This is a genomic window from Gordonia liuliyuniae, from assembly GCF_021738805.1.
Classification (GTDB): Bacteria; Actinomycetota; Actinomycetes; order Mycobacteriales; family Mycobacteriaceae; genus Gordonia; species Gordonia liuliyuniae.
On sequence record NZ_JAKKOR010000007.1, the window covers coordinates 373,002 to 394,105 of the forward strand.

At 66.5% G+C, this 21,104-nt stretch carries 17 protein-coding genes; 4 read left to right on the forward strand and 13 right to left on the reverse strand.

The genetic code is table 11. The features are described 5' to 3' along the window. Window positions 1-150 precede the first annotated feature (150 nt). Both L5G33_RS10575 and L5G33_RS10580 read right to left on the reverse strand, forming a co-directional pair. Window positions 151-1,776: a SpoIID/LytB domain-containing protein gene (locus L5G33_RS10575; RefSeq protein ID WP_236998127.1), complete on the reverse strand. Its 1,626-nt coding sequence runs from the start codon at window positions 1,774-1,776 to the stop codon at window positions 151-153. A gap of 175 nt (window positions 1,777-1,951) precedes the next feature. Then, window positions 1,952-2,341 carry a DUF5313 family protein gene (locus tag L5G33_RS10580; protein ID WP_236998128.1) on the reverse strand — a complete coding sequence of 130 codons (390 nt, stop codon included), beginning with the start codon at window positions 2,339-2,341 and terminating at the stop codon, window positions 1,952-1,954. 100 nt (window positions 2,342-2,441) lie between these two features. Between L5G33_RS10580 and L5G33_RS10585 the strand changes: the two genes are divergently transcribed. Continuing rightward, entirely contained in the window at window positions 2,442-2,894 is a 453-nt protein-coding gene (locus L5G33_RS10585; RefSeq protein ID WP_236998129.1) for a MarR family winged helix-turn-helix transcriptional regulator, read from the forward strand. A gap of 157 nt (window positions 2,895-3,051) precedes the next feature. Further along, a complete protein-coding gene (locus L5G33_RS10590; RefSeq protein WP_236998130.1) occupies window positions 3,052-4,425 on the forward strand; it encodes an MFS transporter in 1,374 nt (457 codons plus the stop codon). A gap of 30 nt (window positions 4,426-4,455) precedes the next feature. On the opposite strand, the gene L5G33_RS10595 is transcribed toward L5G33_RS10590, so the two are convergent. The 5 genes from L5G33_RS10595 to L5G33_RS10615 form a co-directional block, all read right to left on the reverse strand. After that, window positions 4,456-5,418, reverse strand: coding sequence for a D-alanine--D-alanine ligase family protein (locus tag L5G33_RS10595; RefSeq protein ID WP_236998131.1), 963 nt, complete (start codon window positions 5,416-5,418; stop codon window positions 4,456-4,458). A gap of 10 nt (window positions 5,419-5,428) precedes the next feature. After that, window positions 5,429-6,574: an alanine racemase gene (alr, locus tag L5G33_RS10600; protein ID WP_236998132.1), complete on the reverse strand. Its 1,146-nt coding sequence runs from the start codon at window positions 6,572-6,574 to the stop codon at window positions 5,429-5,431. A gap of 185 nt (window positions 6,575-6,759) precedes the next feature. Further along, complete coding sequence (locus L5G33_RS10605; RefSeq protein WP_236998133.1) at window positions 6,760-7,629, reverse strand: SGNH/GDSL hydrolase family protein; 870 nt, start codon at window positions 7,627-7,629, stop codon at window positions 6,760-6,762. 188 nt (window positions 7,630-7,817) lie between these two features. Then, window positions 7,818-11,219: a pyruvate carboxylase gene (locus L5G33_RS10610; protein WP_236998134.1), complete on the reverse strand. Its 3,402-nt coding sequence runs from the start codon at window positions 11,217-11,219 to the stop codon at window positions 7,818-7,820. Window positions 11,220-11,446: 227 nt separating this feature from the next. After that, the gene (locus L5G33_RS10615) at window positions 11,447-11,617 is read right to left on the reverse strand and encodes a hypothetical protein (RefSeq protein WP_236998135.1); all 171 of its coding nucleotides are present in this window, start codon (window positions 11,615-11,617) and stop codon (window positions 11,447-11,449) included. 112 nt (window positions 11,618-11,729) lie between these two features. Between L5G33_RS10615 and L5G33_RS10620 the strand changes: the two genes are divergently transcribed. Further along, window positions 11,730-12,320 (forward strand): TetR/AcrR family transcriptional regulator, encoded by a 591-nt coding sequence (locus tag L5G33_RS10620; RefSeq protein WP_236998136.1) that lies wholly within the window; start codon window positions 11,730-11,732, stop codon window positions 12,318-12,320. Window positions 12,321-12,338: 18 nt separating this feature from the next. Here the strand turns inward: L5G33_RS10620 and L5G33_RS10625 are convergent, their stop codons facing one another. Beyond that, window positions 12,339-12,869 carry a GtrA family protein gene (locus tag L5G33_RS10625; RefSeq protein ID WP_236998137.1) on the reverse strand — a complete coding sequence of 177 codons (531 nt, stop codon included), beginning with the start codon at window positions 12,867-12,869 and terminating at the stop codon, window positions 12,339-12,341. A gap of 401 nt (window positions 12,870-13,270) precedes the next feature. Between L5G33_RS10625 and L5G33_RS10630 the strand changes: the two genes are divergently transcribed. After that, window positions 13,271-15,214: an SDR family oxidoreductase gene (locus tag L5G33_RS10630; RefSeq protein ID WP_236998138.1), complete on the forward strand. Its 1,944-nt coding sequence runs from the start codon at window positions 13,271-13,273 to the stop codon at window positions 15,212-15,214. On the opposite strand, the gene L5G33_RS10635 is transcribed toward L5G33_RS10630, so the two are convergent. The 5 genes from L5G33_RS10635 to L5G33_RS10655 all read right to left on the reverse strand — a co-directional run bounded on the left by L5G33_RS10635 (window position 15,211) and on the right by L5G33_RS10655 (window position 20,991). Next, the gene (locus L5G33_RS10635; protein WP_236998139.1) at window positions 15,211-16,101 is read right to left on the reverse strand and encodes an oxidoreductase; all 891 of its coding nucleotides are present in this window, start codon (window positions 16,099-16,101) and stop codon (window positions 15,211-15,213) included. The two genes, L5G33_RS10630 and L5G33_RS10635, sit on opposite strands and share 4 nt — an antisense overlap. A 46-nt stretch (window positions 16,102-16,147) precedes the next feature. Continuing rightward, on the reverse strand, window positions 16,148-17,518 hold the full coding sequence (locus L5G33_RS10640) for an NADP-dependent succinic semialdehyde dehydrogenase (RefSeq protein ID WP_236998140.1): 1,371 nt from the start codon (window positions 17,516-17,518) through the stop codon (window positions 16,148-16,150). Between the two features lie 87 nt (window positions 17,519-17,605). Then, complete coding sequence (locus L5G33_RS10645; RefSeq protein WP_236998141.1) at window positions 17,606-18,514, reverse strand: MBL fold metallo-hydrolase; 909 nt, start codon at window positions 18,512-18,514, stop codon at window positions 17,606-17,608. Between the two features lie 69 nt (window positions 18,515-18,583). Then, entirely contained in the window at window positions 18,584-19,801 is a 1,218-nt protein-coding gene (locus L5G33_RS10650; protein WP_372476884.1) for a CoA transferase, read from the reverse strand. Window positions 19,802-19,803: 2 nt separating this feature from the next. Further along, on the reverse strand, window positions 19,804-20,991 hold the full coding sequence (locus tag L5G33_RS10655) for a CaiB/BaiF CoA transferase family protein (RefSeq protein ID WP_236998143.1): 1,188 nt from the start codon (window positions 20,989-20,991) through the stop codon (window positions 19,804-19,806). Window positions 20,992-21,104: the final 113 nt, after the last annotated feature.

Here is a 21,104-nt window from a genome sequence, read left to right on the forward strand (position 1 = left end):
CGACGTACCGCACCCTCAACTACCGTCCCACAGTCTCAGTGCGTCTCCGCAGCCTCGACCCAGGCGGTGAAGACGCATTGAGAGTGCGACAACGGTGTTGAGTGTGCGACAGCAGCGCTGATGCTGCCTGCGGTAGCGGAGTTCAGGTGGTTAGCGCAGCGCGTCGGCGGTCGGGAAGCCGAGCTTGTCCAGGCCGCCCTTGTCCAGGTAGTCGGTGAGAGCGTCACCGAACAGGGCGTGCGCGCCCGTCATCGGACTGAAGTAGAGGACGCCGTTCTGCAAGACCTGGACGAGGCCCTGCATGCCACGGCCGTCGGTGAGGAGTTCGGGAGCGCTGACGGTGCCGGTGGAGCCCTGGCTGTTGTCGCTGCGCTCCCGGTTCACCGGACGGTCGAGCGACGCAGCCTTCTGGTTGAGCGCCTTGGTGCCCTCTTCGATCAGCTTCTGGATCAACGGTTGCACCTTGTTCGCGATCCCGTCCAAATCGTCAGGCATGCCGAGTGCGGACAGCCCTGGGACTACCTTGTTCAGGACGTCGCCGAGTGGACCGAGGTCGAGGAGCCCCCCACCACCGGGGGACTCCGGACCGACCTGGGGTTTGACGATCTTCGGCATGGACTTCTGGCCTTGGACGGCGAACCAGTCGGACTTGAGTTGCAGCTTGGTGCGCGCCTGATCGCCGGTCGCTTCCACGGTGCGATCGGTTCCGACGACGCGGACCTTCACGACGCGTCCGCTGCCGTCGCCGAGCCCGTTGGCCTCGCTGACCTCGAAGCTCTTGAGTCCGCCGACACCGAAGGCCGACGCGATGCTCGCGGCGCTGACCGTCGCCGTCCAGTTATGGGTCGGCGAGATCGAGTCACCTGCGTCGACGACGGCTGGGAAGAGTCCGCCCGCTGTGTATCCGCCGGTGGACGCCGAAAACTCGGTGAGCGCAGGTTTGCCGTTGAGCAGCCTGATCTGGCCTGCGGTCGCGTCGGCGGCACGGCTCGTGCGCGGATCCTCACCGCCGGCGCCGTGGTACATCTGCGACTGCTGGGTGTTGTCCATCTTGCGGCCCTGTTCCAGGCCCGCGACGACGTACGAGCGGGCGGCGACGGCTTGCGCCTTGAGCGCTTCAAAGCCACCCGAGTCGCCCCACGACGGCATGGACTCCTTGGGGATCACACCCTTGACGTAGTCGTCGACGTGCAGTTTGTTGACGACGCCGGACGAGTCGACGCCGATGGAGCCGCGGTACGCTTCGTCGCCCGAGCAGAAGGTGAGAAGTTCGTTCGCGGGACGGTTGGGCGCTGTGTTGATCGGGTCGACCTGGGCGGCTTTGACCGTCTTGACGACTGCGCCACCGCATCCTTGAGTGATGGCGGCGTTGCCCCCGGACAGACGAACCGCCTGTCCGGGAGCCACCGTCTGGCCACCTACGCGCATGCCCGCTGCCGCATGAACACTCACCGACTTCTTCTCACTGAGTGAGACCGTGACGTCGGGCTTGCTCACCTTCCCCGCGGTGGTGTTGCCGTAGTAGTGGCGCAGGATCTGATCCGCAGACCACCCCTTCTTGGCGTAGCCGTACGCTCCCCACTGCCCGAGGCCACGTCCGTGTCCGTGTCCGTGCCCGGTGAGGGTGATCGGCGAGTCAGCCGCGAGGCCGACGTCGTCGTTCAGGATGTCGGTGCCGCCGACGACTAGACCACCCACGACGAGCGCAGGGGCCAGCCCCAGAGCGGCGAAGGTGAGACTTCTCTTCTTGGCGCGGCTGGGTCGGACATTCGGCACTGCAAACCCCTTCGGGCGGGACCACACGCACAACTCTCGTGGCCTGTGTGACTAGTGGGACTCCTGTGACAGTAGTGACCAAAGCGGCGACATGCCAAGCTCACACGGTCACAACCGAGTCACGTCTATAGAACACAGGTTCGACTATCGCCGCACGCTCATCGAACCGGCCGACTCAGGCTCCAGAGCGACGCGAGGCATAGACGGCCTCGTACTTCACTTTCGCCACATCCGCCGCCGCCTGCTGACGCTGGGTCAGCGGGGAGTGTCCGAGCCCGTGCTTCATTAGTCGCCTGACCCGGTTCTGGTCCTTGTAGGCGATCGAGTAAATGAACGCCAACAACGCGCCGAGCAGAACCATCAGCGCGCGGATCCACCATTCTCCAGGGAAACCGAAGTACAGAGCCAGATAGATCGGAACGAACGCGGCCTGCGCGCGGATCAGATGCCTCGGCGTGGCGAACCGCCCCGTCAGGTCATTGCGGACCCAGTCGTATTGCGAGTCGGGCAGCTTCGCCCCGTACACGTAAGCGACCCACTGGATCGGATTCGGGCGACTGCTCACAGCATCTTTCCTGACGTCGATTCAATCGTGCACTATTCAATATCGCACAATTGTATGCGCTATTCAATCGTGCACTACCAGATCGGTCTAGACTGTCGCCATGAGCACCGAGATTGACGGCAACCCACTCCTGCTGCACCGGCAAGTGTGCTTCGCCGTCGCCGTCGCCAATCGGTCGATCCTCAAGATCTATCGACGCGTCCTCGAACCGCTCAGCCTGACCCATCCGCAGTATCTCGTGATGCTCGCCCTGTGGGAGACGTCGCCCCTGCCAGTCAAAGAGATCGGCCGCCTCCTGCAACTCGATTCGGCCACGCTGTCGCCACTGCTCAAACGGCTGGAGACCAACGGGCTCATCACCCGTAGACGCAGCATCGACGACGAGCGCACCGTCGACATCCTCCTCACCGAAGCGGGCACCGACCTGCGGGAGCAGGCACTCGCCGTTCCCGGCCAAGTGGTCGACGCCCTCGGCGTCGACCTCAACGATCTCGAGGAGTTGCACACAGTCCTGACGAAAGTCAACGAAGCCGCGCTCCGCGCTGACAGTTGAATCACGCCGCGCTCCGCGCTGACAGTTGAATCACGCCGCGCTCCGCGCTGACCAGTTGAATCACGCCGATTCACGGAACGACCGACACGGCGGGTAGAACGGAGAACGTGACTCCCTCTTCCGCCCTGTGCACCTGTGGATTCGGGGCAGAGACTCGATGAACACCAGCAGGGAGTCGGTGAACACCAGCAGGTCACTCGTTCCCAGCCTCATCTATGCGGCGCTGACGACGTCGATCGTCAGCTCGCTCGGCATGCTCCTGGTGCCGTCGATCGCGTCCGAACTCGACGTGTCGGTGAGCGCAGCGCAATGGATGCTGACGGTGAACCTTCTGGTCGGCGCCGTCGCCACCCCGATCATGGGCCGACTGTCCGACGGCCTGAACACCAAACGACTGCTGCTGATCTCGCTCGGCGTCATCCTCGTCGGGTCGGCCGTCGCCGCAGCCGCACCGACGTTCGGGATCTTCCTCATCGGTCGCGCCCTGCAGGGCCTGACCTACGGAATCGTGCCGATCACCATCGTGCTGGCCCGACGTCACCTCGGCGCGGGTCGTGCCGATCCGGCGATCTCGACGCTGTCGGTCACGGTCGCGACCGGGCTCGGCCTCGGCTATCCGTTAACCGGCGTCCTCGCGAGTCTCCTCGACTACCGCGTCGCCTTCTGGTTCGCGGCCGTCTTCGTGCTCACGGCGATCATCGTCGTCTGGAAGTGGGTGCCCGCCGACGGCGAGGCAGGGACGGCTCGCCCTTTCGACACCGCGGGGGCCGCACTCTTGTCCATCGGGTTGGCGGGATTGCTCATCGCCGTCAGCCAGGGGTCGCATTGGGGCTGGCTGTCGGTGCCGACGATCATCGTCGCGCTCGTCGGCGCGACCTGCCTCGTCGCGTGGGCGACCGTCGAGCTGCGCACGCACGATCCGCTGATCAACCTGTATGTCGTCAGATCCCCCGACGTCCTCCTGGCGAACCTGACCGCCATCGGCCTCGGTGTCGCGATGTACATGAGTCTGTCGACCATCAGCATCATCGCGCAGGCCCCGAAGGCCAGCGGTTACGGCCTCGAGCTGCCGTTGTTCTGGGCCGGATTCGTGATGCTCCCGCTGTCGATCGGCAGCCTCGCAGGCAACCGTTTCGTCCGGCGCCTCGGCCCCGGATCGATGACGACGATGCTCCCCGCCGGATCGTCGTTGATGGCGGCATCCGCGCTGATGATCTGGCTGACCAACGACGAGCTGTGGGAGATCCTCGTCGGCATGACCCTGTTCGGCCTCGGTATGGGCTCGGCGTACGCGGCGATGCCGACGTTGATCGCGCGCAACGTCGCCGTGTTCGAAGTGGGCAGCGCCGTCAGCTTCAACCAGGTCCTACGCACGGTCGGCGGCGCCGTCGGCAGCGCGATCGTCGGCTCGATTCTCGCCGCGAGCCCCGGCGAACACGGCATCACCGTCGCACTCGGCGTGGCCGCGGTGACCGCGACGGTCGTCTGCGTCGCGCTCGTGGTCAACCAGATTCGGGTGGGACGTAAGTAGACGCGAGAGGGCGCAATCACGTCTCCGCAACTACTCACCGGCGATAGCGTCACTGACCAGTAGGTTGACCAGATCTGGATATCCCGTTCCGGCCGCGGCGAACATCTTCGGCGCCTGGGACTGTTCGGTGAATCCCGGCATCGTATTGACTTCGTTGAGGACCGGCCCCTCATCGGTGAGGAAGTAGTCGATCCGGGCCAATCCGCAGCAGCCGAGTGCGTCGTACATGGCGACAGCGGCATCGGCGAGCGCAATGCGGTCGGCATCCTCGATCTCCGCGGGGACACGGAAGCCTGCGGCCCCACCGTATTTGTCCGCGTGACTGAACAGCTCCTCGACGATGATCTCCAGAGCGGGTGCGACGAGACGCGACCCGTCGGGCCGACCGAGGACAGCGACATCGATCTCGCGGCCCACGACGACGTCCTCGACCAGGACGCGGTCGCCGAACTCGAACGCATCAGCCAACGCCGTCGCCAGCTCGACGGGCGTACGCGCCAAGCCGACTCCGAAACTGGAGCCTGCCGAAAGCGGCTTTACTACCACAGGCTGAGAAAAGGCGTATGACGCTGCCGTGCTCTCAGTCAGTAATGTCGCCGGCGCAGTCGCGATACCCACCGCACCGGCCACAAGTTTGGTGGCCCACTTGTCCATGGCCAGCGCCCCAGCACCCACCCCGCTTCCCACGTAGGGGACGCCTACTAGTTCACACAGTCCGGCAACAGTTCCGTCCTCGCCTCGGGGCCCATGGAGAGCGGGAAAGACCACATCACAGTCGCGGAGCATGGTGACCGCTGTTCCGAAGTCGATCTGTCGTCGGCCAGCACGCCATTGGCCAGACGGGTCGATGGTGAACGGGATGGCCTGGTGCCCGAACGACTCGAGCGCGGCGACGACGGCTGCGGCAGACGCGATGGATACATCGTGTTCACAGTTTGCGCCGCCGCCGATGACGGCGACTCGGTATTGGGCGGTATCGGGCTGCTTGATCACGCTGTGGTCCTCAAATGAGTCGAGACAGTGGCGGTGTGACGGTGCGATTCAGTCGTGGCCCTAGGCGGGTGACGATTTCGTGCTCGATCGTGTCTGCCCAGTGCGCCCAGTCACGAACGGTCGGCTCGCCCGCGTCGCCCGGTCCAAACACCATCGCCAGATCGCCTGGAAAGACCGCCAAGTCGCCGATGTCGACGACCGTCATATCCATGGAGATGAGTCCTACAATCGGGCAGCGTCGTCCCGCCAGCAGCACTTCAGCACGGCCCGATGCGACACGCGGCAGCCCGTCTGCATACCCGAGCGGCAGCAGCGCCAACCGAGTAGGCCGTTCAGCGACCCACGTGTGGCCGTATCCGACCGCGGTTCCAACACGCACAGAACGGATCGTGACGACCGGCGCAGTCAACGTCAGCGCGGGACGGAGTTCCGTGGTCTTCGACGGATCGATCCCGACTAGACCTGCACCGATGCGACTCATAGTGTGATGGGTTCGGCGGTCGGTGAGGGTCGCCGCTGTAGCCGCGAGATGTCGGTCGACTGGACGCAGGCCGGCGTCGTGCGCGACTCGTAAAGCCCACGCGAAGCGTTCTCGCGCCACATCGTTCGCCGCAGCGCCAGCCTGCGTGTGAGTCGACTCTCCCGCGCATCCCAGATGTCCCATCACACCGACGACACGGATCTGACCCTCGCGTTCTGCTCGCGCCGCACAGCAACACACATCGGGCCAGTCCTCGGCTCGCACACCATCGCGCGCCATGTCGACATCGAGATGCAGATGAACCCGGCTGCCCGGAGCGGCCCTTGTGACGGCACACAGGTGCTCCGGTGAGGGCACCGCGACGTCGACCCGTGCGGCCTGTGCCGCACCCCAATCAGCGTCGCCGGGGTTGAGCCACGAAAGTAGCGGTGCGTCCACGCCGCCGGCGCGCAACGCGAACGCCTCCGCCAGGCTCGCGACCCCGAGCCGGGAGGCCCCATGGGCGAGCGCGGTGCGCGCGATTGCCGTCGCGCCGTGGCCGAAGCCGTCAGCTTTCACCACCGCCATCAGCTCTCCGCCCGTACGGTCAGCGAACAGGCGAGTATTCGCGGCTACCGCTTCGAGGTCGATCTGCAGGCGAGCGACTCCACCGCCCGCTCTAGGAGCCGCGCTCACCGCCGCACTCCTCGACACGTGTCAGACCCGGACGAAGAACCCCGCGCGACCACCGATCGCCAGGAATGAGGAGGAATAGTCGTCATGCCTACGACGATCACCGGCCGCGGTCCCATGTCTATCCCCGGCAGGTCGCACTGCCGTCGCGTTTCGGACGCAGTCGACCCGAGACAGAACCCGGTGCCCTATTTCAGGTCGAGGGCCTTGGCCGTGACCGCGGCCATGCGGCGCTCCCCCAGCGCGTTCGGGTGGACGGGCACGAACTGGACGGTGGTCAGCAGCGGCTCGATCCATCGCACGCCGATCGGCTTGCAGGCGTCGTGGCCGGTGGAGGGAGTCGCGACGTCGACGAGAGTGACGCCTGTCTTCTTCGCCGCACGTGCGATCGCGTCGTTGAGCTCGGCCTGCACGCGGTGGGTGAACTTGCCATCGCCCGCGGAGATCGGCATGCCGTTGCACGGCGCATTACGGTCGGGCGCGATCCAGGGGTAGTTGAGCGCGGCGACGCGGGCGTTCGGCGCCTTCGCTCGCACCGCCGCCATCGCCTTCACCAGGTTCGGGTAGGTCGTCCCACGAATCGTCTTGGCCACCGACTTCGCGTACTTCGCCTCACACGGTGCTCCGTGCATCGCCGTGCTGATCCCGGCGACCACACAGTTCATGACGGTCCCCCCGAAGAGGTCCTCGTCATTGCCTCCAATGGAGAAGGTCACCAGGTCGACGCTCTCGTCGAGCGCATCGAGCTGAGGTTTGACGCCGGACTGCTGCGAGGAGAAGAAGTCGTCGGTCGTCGCACCGCCGCAGCTGACGTCGGTGAGGTCGAATCCGTTGGCCCGCGAGATGATCTTCGCGTAGTTGTGCGCTGACTGGGCGCACCCGAGGCTCGCGTCCGCGGCAAGCGGAAGCACCCCGGAACCCGCCGAGTAGCTGTCGCCGAGATTGACGTACTTCACCGGATCGGGGCTCGCGTCCGCGACGCCCGGCGTCAGTCCGACAGCCAGCACCGCCGAAGCAGCCAAAGCCCCTATTGCTGTCGCCACATTCGTGAACCGCATCCCCGCACTCCTCCATGTCGATCGATCGAACTACTTCACGTATGGAGTGCACGCTAAACCACTGACCGCGGGCGCAGGGACGAAACGGCTCGATTCGTTGTGGTGCAGTGCGCGTAGTGTCGGCGCAACTCGACCGGCGGCAGGGGCACGAACCCCTGCCGCCGGTCGAGCGAGACTTTCCGAGGGCGCTACTCGTCGTGCAGGACGACGAGAAGGTCGCCTGCTTCGACCTGCGCGACGTCGCCGATGGCGGTGCGCGTGACGGTGCCGGAGTGCGGCGTCGTGATCGGCGCCTCCATCTTCATCGCTTCGATGGTGCCGATCTGACCACCGGCTTCGATGTGATCGCCTTCGGTGACCGACAGGGTGACGACGCCTGCGAACGGCGCGGCGATGTGGCCGGAGTTGTTCTTGTCGGCCTTCTCCGCAGTCTCGACGTCCGCCTTGATCGACCGGTCGCGGGCGGGCACCGGCCGCAGGTGCCCGTTGAGGATGCACATCACGGTGCGCATGCCCTGCTCGTCCGGCTCGGAGATCGCTTCCAAGCCGATCAGCAGGTTGACGCCCTTGGACAGTTCCACCCGATGCTCCATGCCGGAGCGCAGACCGTAGAGGAACTGGGTCGCCGACAGACGAGAGGTGTCGCCGTAGGTCTCGACGTGCTCCAGGTACTCCTTCGTCGGGCCCGGGAACAGCAGCCGGTTGAGTGTGGAGCGTCGAGTCGCCGAGTCGCCTGCCAGTGCGGCCTCGTCCTCGTCGGACAGTTCGGCCTGCGGTTCGGGTTCGCTGCGCCCGGCCAGGGCACGGCTCCGGAACGGTTCCGGCCACCCTCCGACGGGCGTGCCGAGTTCGCCTTGCAGGAACCCGATCACCGAGTCCGGGACGTCGTAACGTCCGGGGTTCTCGGCGAACTCCTCGACGTCCACGCCCGAACCCACGAGCGCCAGGGCCAGGTCGCCGACGACCTTCGACGACGGTGTCACCTTCACCAACCGGCCGAGGAGACGGTCCGCCGCCGCATACTTCGCTTCGACTTCTTCGAAACGATCAGCCAGGCCGAGCGCGGTGGCCTGCGCCCGCAGGTTCGACAGCTGGCCGCCGGGGATCTCGTGCGTGTAGACGCGACCTGTGGGCGCGGGGACGCCGGACTCGAACGGCGCGTACACCTTCCGCAGCGTCTCCCAGTACGGTTCCAGCTCGCACACGGCTTCCAGGTTCACACCGGTGTCGTGGTCGCTGTGCGCGGCCGCGGCGACGATCGCCGACAGGGACGGCTGGCTCGTCGTTCCGGACATCGGTGAGCTCGCACCGTCGACGGCGTCCGCGCCCGCCTGCCATGCCGCGAGGTAGGTGGCCAGCTGTCCGCCCGGAGTGTCGTGAGTGTGCACGTGGATCGGGAGGTCGAACTCCGACCGCAGCGCCGACACGAGCGTCGTCGCCGCAGGTGCGCGCAGGAGCCCGGCCATGTCTTTGATCGCCAGCACGTGTGCGCCCGCGTTCACGATCTGTTCGGCCAACCGCAGGTAGTAGTCGAGCGTGTACAGCTTCTCATTCGGGTCCGACAGATCGCCGGTGTAGCTCATCGCGACCTCGGCGACGGTGGTGCCGGTCTCGCGGACCGCGTCGATCGCCGGACGCATCTGGTCGACGTTGTTGAGCGCATCGAAGATCCGGAAGATGTCGATTCCGGTCGACGCCGCTTCGGCCACGAACGCACGCGTGACCGACTCCGGGTACGGCGTGTACCCGACGGTATTCCGCCCGCGCAGCAGCATCTGCAGGCAGATGTTGGGGACGGCTTCGCGCAACTGGGCGAGCCGATCCCACGGGTCCTCCTTCAGGAAGCGCAGCGCGACGTCGTACGTCGCGCCGCCCCACGCCTCGATCGACAGCAACTCCGGCGTCAGCCGCGCCACGTACGGCGCGACGGCGGTCAGGCTCGACGTCCGCACTCGAGTCGCGAGCAGCGACTGGTGCGCGTCGCGGAACGTCGTGTCGGTCACCGCGAGTGCCTTCTGCGCGCGCAGACTCGCTGCGAAGCCCTCCGGTCCGAGTTCGAGCAGACGCTGACGGGACCCGGCGGGCGGCTCGGTCGACAGGTCGACGGCAGGAAGTTTGTCCGCGAGATTCACGTGGACCGGACGCACCCCGTTCGGGTGGTTCACGGTGACGTCGGCCAGGTACGACAGGATCTTCGACGCGCGGTTGCCCGACGAGTTCAACGTCAACAGCTGCGGGTGGTCTTCGATGAATGACGTCGTCACCCGGCCTGCGCGGAAGTCCGGGTCGTCGAGCAGTGCCTGCAGGAACGGAATGTTGGTCGCGACACCGCGGATCCGGAACTCGGTGACGGCACGGCGTGCGTGCGCGACCGCCGACTCGAAGTCGCGTCCACGACAGGTGAGTTTGACCAGCATCGAGTCGAAGTATGCGCCGACCTCCGCACCGAGTGCGGTACCGCCGTCGAGCCGGACGCCGCCGCCACCCGGGGTGCGGTAGCCGGTGATGCGGCCCGTGTCGGGCTGGAATCCGTTGGCCGGATCCTCGGTGGTGATCCGGCATTGCAGGGCGGCACCGCGGATCGTGATCGACTCCTGCGACAGACCGAGTTCGCTCAACGTCGCGCCGGCGGCCACCCGCAGCTGCGACTGCACCAGGTCGACGTCGGTGATCTCCTCGGTCACCGTGTGCTCCACCTGGATGCGCGGGTTCATCTCGATGAACATGTGGTGGCCGCGCTCGTCGACGAGGAACTCGACCGTGCCTGCGCACGAGTAGTCGATCTGCTTGGCGAACGCGACCGCGTCCGCGCAGATCTTCTCGCGGAGCGCCGGGTCGAGATTGGGCGCGGGCGCCAGTTCGACGACCTTCTGGTGGCGGCGCTGCACCGAACAATCCCGCTCGAACAGGTGAATGACGTTGCCGTGCGTGTCGGCGAGGATCTGCACTTCGATGTGGCGCGGGTTGATGACGGCCTGCTCGAGGAACACCGTCGCGTCACCGAACGCGGACTCGGCTTCGCGCGACGCCGCTTCGATCGCCTCCCGCAGGCCGCTGATCTCTTCGACGCGCCGCATGCCGCGGCCGCCGCCGCCCGCGACAGCCTTCACGAATACGGGGAACGTCATCGACTCCGCTGCGGTGAGCAGCTCGTCGATGTCGTTCGACGGCTCCGACGACGGCAGCACGGGGAGCCCTGCGGCCTTGGCCGCCGCGACCGCGGTCGCCTTGTTGCCCGTCAACTCCAGCACGTGCTGCGGCGGGCCGACGAACGTGATGCCGTTCGCTGCGCAGGCCGCGGCCAGATCCGGATTCTCCGACAGGAACCCGTAGCCCGGGTAGATGGCGTCCGCGCCGGCCTTTTTGGCGGCATCGATGAGCAGGTCGATGTCCAGGTAGTTGCGCACAGGGTGGCCGGGTTCGCCGATCTCGTACGACTCGTCGGCCTTCGTGCGGTGCGCCGAGTTGCGGTCCTCGTGCGGGAATACCGCGACGGTGCCGATCCCCAGTTCATAGGCTGCGCGGAATCCGCGGATGGCGATCTCACCGCGATTGGCGACAAGGACTTTCGTGAAATTCGTGCTGGTCATCGGATCGGTGGTTCCTTTGATCATCGTCGGGCGACAACCGCGCCAGGTGTGGCGAGGCAGTCGCGTTTACCGGTGCGCAGTCGTTGCGGCGCATCGCTTCTCAAACGCTAGTCGGCGCGCCGTCCGATCGATACGGCTTGGCTGATCCGGTCGATGAGATCTCAAGATGTGTCCGATCGCTTTGGGTGATGACACGCGCGGCGCTGCCGGGCGGTCACCCGCGTCGGCTACGCGGCGTGCCGCGGGACGTCACCCCACTCGGTCGGGTCGATCGGCACGACGACCACTGGCTCAACGACGTCGTCGTAGTGCGGCAGCGTCGCACCGTGGCGGATCGCATTGGCGGTGTCGAGCGCTCGGATGAAGGTGCGCACCCCACGTCCCAGTGACTTCAGCATGAAGTTCTCCTTCCCGGGAGCGACGCCCGGTTCGATGCCTGACCAGTCGGTTCAGGTGCCTGAGCCCCTCGACTCGTATACCGACCTGTATACGTCACCTATACTGCCCTGTATGGATACCCGTGTGCAACCGAAATCTCTGACTCCTGCGGCACGCGCCATCCTCGACTCCGCGTCTCGCCTCTTCTACGAGCAGGGCATCAACTCGGTGGGCGTCGACACGATCTCTGCGGACGCCGGGGTCACCAAGAAGACCCTCTACGACCAGTTCGGCTCGAAGGCCGCCCTCGTCGTCGCGTACCTCGACGAACGCGACCAGGACTACCGCGACTGGGTGGCGCGAATGTTGACCGAGGTCGACGACGACGGCGACGCGAAGGTCCTCGCGGTGTTCGACGCGTTGCAGTCGTGGATGGACGCGCACAGTCCGCTCGGTTGCGCATTCGTGCACGCGCACAGCGAGCTCGTCGGGACCGCGGACCATCCGGCGCACGAGGTGCTCCGCGGCGGAAAGCTGTGGATCAAGGACCTGTTCGCCGATCTGACCCGCGAGGCAGGGCACCCCGATGCCGACAGCCTGTCGGTTCAGCTGCTGACCCTCATCGAAGGGGCAACCGTGCTGCGGTCGATCTCCGACCTCCCCGAGGCCATGCCTGCGGCCCGACGCGCGGCGGCAACGCTGTTACGGTCTGCGAACGCCTGAGTCAGCACCCTTCGACGGCTACGTGTTCGCGTCGGCGGCCGATTCCGCACCTTCGTCATCGACGCCGATGAACTCCGGGAACACCCACTTCCGGAACGCCCACCACCGGAACGCCATCGCCAGGAGGGTGCCGATGATCGAGCCACTGACGAAGTCGGCTACGTGTTCGCCGAACGCCGACAGGTGCGGCATCTGCAGGTCGAACACGTAGCGCGACATCGCGAGCGGAATCTGGGTGAGTCCGAGGGCGATCGCGCTGACGACGAAGAACAGCGACGCCTCGTGTCGAACGGAACGTCCGCCACGTTCGGCGAACGACCATTCGCGGTTGAAGACGTACGACACGATGGTCGCGATGAGGGTGGCGATCGAGAACGCCGTGACGGGTTTCTCGTCGAGCACCGTCGTCTTGAGGCCGAAGAACAGCACCGTCGTCAGGATGAATGTGAACAATCCGACGAGAGCGAATCGAATGAATCCGGCGTAGGCGATCACGGTCGGAAGGATCCGTTCCGGGATCATGCTGACAAGCCACTTCGACGGGTTCACCGTTTGGAGACTACCGCCCGGTCGGCGTGTTCGCGTCGACTGCGATCCGTGCACTCTCGCCGAGACCAATCGCGGGCGAGGAGGCCCACGGTGGTCGGTCAGGCGGCGGACAGGAGACGCAAGCGCCGGGCCTCCATGGCCGTGGCCGATGCCTCCTTCTTACCTTCTGACCACAACCAAACAGCAGGGTCCGATAGTTCCTTATCGCCCACATTGTCGGCAGAGGTCGGACAGAAAGGCATCGAGCGCATGCATCTTGATCCGCGAGGCATTGGGCCATTTATCGGCGCCGTACCGCCCTGCCAGACCTTGCCATCAATCGATGTAAGTGCCAGACTGGCCCTACCTTACTCAAAAGTAAGGTTGTTTGACCTGGTAGAACCGGCAAACGAGGAGCAGCCATGCAGACAATTCTCATCACAGGCGGTAACGGGTTCATCGGTCGGCGTGTTCTGGAGCGGCTCGCGCAGTCGGGGGAGTACACCGTGTTCGCGTTGATCCGCCAACGCTCGACTCACGACTTTGCGTCCTTCTTGAGCCGAGTCGACGGCGGCGACCGCGTCTTCACGGTGAACGGAGACATCGCCGAACCGGGTCTGGGACTCGATCCGACGGCGCTCCCGCAACAGCTCGACCACGTGTTGCATCTGGCCGCTATCTACGACATGGACGCGAGCGCCGCGGCACAGCACCGCGTCAACATCGAGGGCACGCGAAACGTCGTCGAACTCGCGCACACGGCCGGTGCGACCATGCACCATGTCTCGTCGATCGCCGTCTCCGGCGACCATCGCGGCCGGTACACCGAAACTGACTTCGACCTAGGGCAGCCGCTGCCGACGCCGTATCACCAGACGAAGTTCGAAGCGGAGATGACGGTCCGCGAACGCACCGATCTGACGTGGCGAATCTATCGCCCCGCGATCGTCGTCGGCGACGCGACCTCCGGGCGCATCGACAAGGTCGACGGTCCGTACTACTTCTTCGAAAGCCTCGCCCTGCTCAGCGTGTTGCCATCCTGGCTGCCGGTGCCGTTCCCGAATCTCGGGAAGACCAACATCGTCCCGGTCGACTTTGTCGCCGACTCGATCTGCGCCCTGCTTCCGGCCGACCCGGACAAGCAGCACGCGGTGTACCACCTGAGCGATCCGAACCCGCCGTCGATCACCGACATGTACAACGCGCTGAGCCCCAGCTTCGGCGGCCCGCGAGCCTTCAACGCCCTCCCGAACGGCCTGGTGCAGCCTCTCGTGCTCCGATCGCGGAAGGGGCGACTCCGAACTGCGCGCGACGCCGTCGCACGCGGACGCAACATTCCCCCAGCTGTACTCGACGCGGTGTCGTTCTCCGCCGACTTCCGCGCTGATGCCACATCGCGGACACTCGCTGACCTGGGGGTCACGCTTCCGGCGTTCCCCGACTACGCGCCAATGATCTGGAGCTACTGGCGGGATCGCCTCGACACACGAGCTAATCGGCAGCCGTCGGCCGACGGACCTCTCGTCGGCCGCAACATTCTGATCACAGGCGGCTCCAGCGGGATCGGCAAGGCCACCGCGGCCATGTGCGTCGCGCGCGGAGCTAACGTGTCGATCTCGGCACGGGACCCAGCTCACCTGACGAGCACCGTGACCGAGCTGCTGGCCGTCGCACCCAAACCCGGTATCACCCGAGGCGAGGTCCACGCCTATCCGTGCGACGTCGCCGACGAGAAGGCGTGCCGGGAACTGGTCGCACGGATCGTCGCCGAGCAGGACCATGTGGACGTCCTGGTCAACAACGCCGGGCATTCGATCCGCCGGGAGGCGTTCAACTCGGTGGACCGGGCTCATGACTACCGCCGCCTGATGGACGTCAACTATTTCGGCACCGTGAACCTGACGCTCGCACTCCTGCCGCACATGCGGCGCAGGCAGGCCGGCCACATCGTGAACGTCACCTCCGTCGCGGTGCAGGCCCACGGCCCCCGGTTCAGCGCGTACACGGCGTCCAAGAGTGCGATCGAAGCGTTCAGCGATGTCGTCGCCGTCGAGACCCGGTCCTCGCACATCACGTTCAGCAATGTCCGGCTACCACTGACGAAGACGCCAATGATCGCGCCGACGAACTCCTACAAGCGACTGCCCGGCGTGTGGAGCACCGAGAAGTCGGCCGCCCGCGTGCTTCACGCGATCACCGATCGCCCGGCGACCGTCAACACGGCCCAGGGGAATCTCATCGGGTTCGCCCGGCACGCTTTCCCGAAGACCACCGGCAGGGCCATGACCGCGACGTACCTGATGGGGGCTGATTCGCGGGCGGCTCGGGGCGAGCGTTCAAGCGCCACGCACGACTTCCGGCGCTAATGCGGGAACGACACTGCAGTCAGCTCTTCCGACAGATCCCACAGCGCAGCGCACATCGACAGGTCACTCGCCCGGGCGGTTCGACCCGCGAGCGCGGGGTGCCCGCGCGTCTCGTTGAGCTTGTCCGGTCCGGCGTATGAGCCGCCGGGCAGATCCTGGCTCGCTGCGAACAGCATCGGCCACGTGCCTGCCTCTGCGGATTGTGCGATCAACTTGTTGCCGAGACGTCCGCCCCAGTCGAGCACCACATTGTCGGTCCGTGTCTGCAGGTTGGTCGCCGCGTAGCCGGGGTGTGCCGCAAGTGAACGGACCGTCGACCCCGTCGCGGTGAGACGACGCTGCAATTCGAGCGAGAACATCAGGTTGGCGAGCTTCGACTGCCCGTATGCGGCGACCCTGTTGTAATTCCGCCGCTCCCAGTTGAGGTCGCCGAGATCGATGCGGCCGGACCGATGCATCATCGACGACATCGTGACGACGCGGTCGGTGATGTGCGGCAGCAACAGATTGGTCAGCGCGAAGTGGCCGAGGTGGTTGGTGCCGATCTGCGTCTCGAAGCCATCCACGGTGCGCCCCTCCGGCACGTTCATCACGCCCGCGTTGTTGACGAGGACTGCGATGTCACCGGACCATTCGTCGGCGAACGCACGGACCGACGACAGGTCGGCGAGATCGAGCCTGCGTACCTCGGTGTCGCCGTCGATCGACGCGGCGGCCTCCTCACCCTTGGATGTATTACGGACAGCGAGAACGACTTTCGCACCCACTCGCGCGAACTGACTGGCCGCGACGAGCCCCAGTCCGCTGTTAGCTCCGGTCACCACCACCGTGCGGCCGGTGAAGGGCGGAAGGTCGTTCGAGGTCCAGGCCATCGTGTCGCTGCTCATGTGACTGTTCGTACCACTAGTCGACGCGGAGCGACACCCCTCGAGTTCACCCGATCCATACGGTCTTGACGTTGCAGAACTCTCGGATTCCGTGTGCGGCCAGTTCGCGGCCGGTCCCCGAGCGTCGGGTGCCGCCGAACGGGAGTTCCGGGTAGGAGACGGTCATCCCGTTGATGAACACCTGGCCGGCGTCGAGATCGGCGATGAACCGGTCGACCTCGGCGGCGTCGGTGGTCCACGCGTTGGACCCGAGGCCGAAGTCCGTGGCGTTCGCGATGTCGAGGGCCTCGTCGACGTCGGCGGCGCGGTACAGACCGGCGACCGGCCCGAACACCTCTTCGGTGTACATCCGCATCTCGGGGGTGATCCCGGCGATCACCGTCGGCGGGTAGTACCACCCGGGTCCGTCGAGCCGCGTTCCGCCGCACAGAGTTTCGGCCCCGCGCTCGACGGCGTCGGCGACCAGTTCCTCGACATCGGCACGGCCCTGGTCGGTGGCGAGCGGTCCGACGTCGGTGTCCGGGTCGGTCGGATCTCCGACGGTCAACGCCTTCATGGCGTCGACGAACTTCGCGGCGAACTCGTCATACACATCGGTGTGGACGATGAATCGTTTCGCGGCGATGCATGACTGCCCGTTGTTCTGCACGCGCGCGGTGACGGCGGTCGAGACGGCGGCGTCGAGGTCGGCCGACGGCATCACCACGAACGGGTCGCTGCCGCCGAGTTCGAGGACCGTGTGTTTCACCTCGTCGCCCGCGATGGCTGCGACGGACCGGCCGGCGGGCTCGCTGCCGGTCAGGGTGGCGGCGGCGACACGGGGGTCGCGCAGCACGGATTCGACTGCGCCCGCACCGATCAGGAGAGTCTGGAAGCAGCCCTCGGGGAAACCGCCGCGGCGAATCACGTCGGCGAGGTACAGCGCCGATTGAGGAACGTTCGACGCATGCTTGAGCAGCCCGACATTCCCCGCCATCAGTGCGGGCGCGGCGAAACGCACCGCCTGCCAGAGCGGGAAGTTCCACGGCATGATCGCCAGGACCACCCCGATCGGCTGGTATCGCGCGTACGCCTGACTCGCGTCGACCGCCGCGGAGTCGGCGGGCTCGTCGGCGAGCATCTCTTCGGCGTTGTCCGCGTAGTACCGGAACCCTTTCGCGCACTTGAGGACTTCGCCCTTCGCCGAGGCGAGGGTCTTGCCCATCTCGAGGGTCATCATCGCGGCGACGTCGTCGGCTTCGGCTTCCAACAGGTCCGCGGTGGCACGCATCCACTGGGCTCGCTGGGCGAAGGTCGTCGACCGGTAGGTCCGCGCTGTCTCGGCACCGAGCGCGAGTGCCTTCTCGATGTCGTCGTCTGATGCGGGATCGAACGTCTTGACGGTCTCGCCGGTCGCGGGATTGATGGTTGCGATCACTGTGGAACACCTCTTACTCGCGTGCGGTCTCGGTCACCTCGAGTCTGCCACTCGGGCTCGAACATGTCAGAGGCTCGCGGGCCGCGGTCAGAGCGCGACCGGCCGCCACAACGTCGGTAGATGCAGTGCCACTCCGTCGGCTTGGGCGAGGCGAGCGAGCGTCGTCATCGTGACGTCGAGGTCGTCGCCCGCGTACGGCAGCGCGCGCAGCGGCCGGTCGAGCGGACGGAAGAAGTCGTCCCAGTGGGTGCAGACGACTCGATGTGCGCCGACCGTCCGGACCGTCTCGTGCCAGAACGTCTCGATGTACTCCGGCGACTGCACACCGAGCTGCCCGATCCCGAGGTAGACGACATCGGCCGTCTGCCCGGCGAGCGCGCCCTCCACGTATCCCGCGCTCCCGACGATCAGAAGGCGACGGTCGGATGCTCGGTGCACCACGACCGTCGACCACGCCTCGCCGCAGCGGTAGGCCGAGGCGCGCACGGGTTGGACGACCGGCGCGGTGATGTCACCCGGATAGCGGTCGGGCGGGCAGTGGTCACCGCGGATGAGCGTGACGTCGAACGCGCCGGCCGAGACCGTCGAACCGGCGTCGACGACGCGGACCCGGCCGTCGGGCAGCCCGTGCCCGAGGTAGGCGACGGATGCTCCGCCGATCAGGTCCGCGCCGGTCCGCCGGGCCACGGTCGCCGAGTCGAGCGCGTGATCGAAGTGTGTGTGCACGGGGATCACCGCGTCGAGGCGCTCGACGCCGAGCCTGGTCAGTGCGTCGTCGATCCGCGGCGGCGACGAGCGAAGTCTGCGCACCCCGACCGACAGCAGTGACGGCCGCGTGAAGAATCCGTCGGTCATGATCGACGAGGCCCCGTCGGTGATGAGCAGGGTCGTGACACCGGCCCACGTGATGGTCAGCGGTGCGTCGGCAGGCGCCGCGGGCAGGTCGAAGTAGCGGTCGTAGTCGTCGAGGCGGGGCCTGCCGGGGCGGATGCGCATGGGGTAGATCGTAAGGGGCGCCCGACCCTGGCACCCGCCGCTGTGGATACGCCCCCGCCTGGCAAGCCGTCAGCCGATCACACCGTCGTCGCGAAGCCGCCCCAGCTCGCCGGCGTCGAGCCCGAGCACCTCGGACAGGACGGCGTCAGTGTCGTGTCCCAGCGGCGCCGCGGGCACACTGCCCGAGTACTGCGAATCAAAGCGAGCCGCGGAGTTCGCAGAGATGATCTCACCGACCCCCGGCTGCACGAGCGACTCCAGGACCGGCTCGGACGCCGGATCTGCGGCGAAGTCCGCGGCCACCCCGGCCGCCGAACGGTACGGCCCCCACAGCACGCCAGCGTTCTGGAGGGCGGCGTGAACGTGCGACGTGGAGTTCTTCGCGAACCACGGCGTCAGCACCGCCTCGATGACGCCGCGATGTTCGTACCGCCCTTCGTCGGTGAAGAAGTCCGCGTGCAGCGACGCCGACAGCGCCGCGAACACCTCGGCGGTCCCAGTCGCCTCGCCGATCGCCTTCCACTGGCGCGGCGTCAATGCCACGATCATCACGCGGTCGCCGTCGGCGGTCGCGAAGTCGACGCCGAAACCCCCGTACACGTGGTTGCCGTGGCGGACGCGGTCGCCGCGCTCCGCGGCTTCGGAGAACCAGCCCATGTTGGCGACGGCGGCCATCGCGACGTCGGCCAGCGCGATCTCGACGAGCGCGCCGTGACCGGTCCGATCACGCCGCCGCAACGCGGCGAGCACCGACGAAACCACCTGCTGGCCGCACAGCAGATCCCAGGCCGGGAGCACGTGGTTCACCGGCGCGTCGGTGTACACGGGCCCGGTGAGGTCGGCGACGCCGGCCGCCCCGTTGACGGTGTAGTCGACGGCGGGCCCGCCGTCAGCGCGACCCTGCACGCGGACGGCGATCACGTCCTCGCGCCTGGCGCGGAGAGTCTCGTACGAGAACCACGAGCGTCCGACGGCGTTGTCGACGACGATGCCCGCATCAGCCCCTGGAGCGGTCGCGAGGTTCAGCAGTAGCTCACGGCCCGCGTCACTGCGCACGTCCACCGCCACTGATCGCTTCCCCCGGTTGAGGGAGTTCCAATACAGACTCTCGCCGGTGCGGTCCGACAGCGGCCACCGCCGGTAGTCGGCGTTGCCGCCCAGCGGATCGACGCGAATGACGTCGGCGCCGAGCTGCGCGAGCGCCATCCCGGCACTCGGTCCAGCGACGAAGCTCGCGAACTCGACGATGCGAACGCCATCGAGTGGTTGCGCGATCGGATCGGACACAGTCAACTCCCTGATATCTCAGATTGTGTTGCGGCAGAGGAGAGCTCTGCACGAATGGCATCGGTGTGCTCACCCAGCCCCGGCACAGATCCCGACCGGATCGGCCAGGATCGTGCGACCGCGGGTGGACGCAGCGCGGGAACATCGCCCGTCGGGGTGCCGACCTCGCGCCACCGGTCACGCGCGGCCAGCTGTGGGTGTTTCACGAGATCGTCGACGGTGTTGTACCGCGCATTGCCGATCCCGTTCGCGTCCGCCGCGGCCAGGATCTGCGCCAACGTGTGGGCTGCACACCAGTGCCCGACGACCGCGTCGACCTCCGCGCGACGCTCCACGCGCAGGCTGTTCCGGGAATAACGTTCATCGGCGGCCAGGTCAGGTCGGTCGATCATCGTGGTGAGTCGCCGCCACTCGGAATCGCTCGTGGTCCCGAGAACGGCGGTCTGGCCGTCGGCCGTCGGGTATGCCCCGTAGGGCGCGATCATCGGCGACCCCATGCCGACCGGAGTCGGCTCGGTCCCGGTGTGGATCACCTGGTTGAGCGCGAAGCCCATGTACTCGGCGACCACGTCGAGCATCGCGATCTCGATGACAGCGCCGCGCCCGGTTCGCTCCCGGTCGTACAACGCGGCCAGCACCGTCGAGTAGACGTACATCGCGGTGCCGACGTCGGCGATCGGAATGCCCGCCTTGGCCGGCGCGCCGGCCTCGCCGGTGATGGAACAGGCTCCGCCCTCCGACTGGACGAGCAGATCGTACGCACGTTTGTCGTCGAGGGGACCGCCCTTGCCATAGCCCGACACGTCGACGACGATCAACCGCTCGTGCGCTGCGGCGAGATCGTCGATTCCGAGGCCGAGACGCTCGAGTGCTCCGGGCGCGAGGTTGCTAATCAGCACATCGGCCCGGCCGATCAACCCGATCAGAATAGTCAGATCGTCCGGGTCCCTCAGGTTCAGCGCGGCTGACTCCTTACCGTGGTTGAGCCACACGAAGTGCGCGCTGAACTCCCCGTTGACCGCAGTGTCGTAGTGCCGCGTGCTGTCCCCGCCGTCCGGCCGCTCCACCTTGATGACGCGGGCGCCGAGATCGGCGAGGTGACGCGTCGCCAGCGGAGCCGAGATCGCCTGCTCCAACGAGACAACGGTGACGCCCTCAAGTGGTGCACGACGTGACGGCCCATCACTCATGGCACGGCCCCTTCTTGTCGTCGACCAACACCCGCCGTCGAATGTCGAAGCGGCGGTGGCATACATTCGATCCAGATCATATATTAAGCGAAGAAGGCGCATCAGTCGCCCCA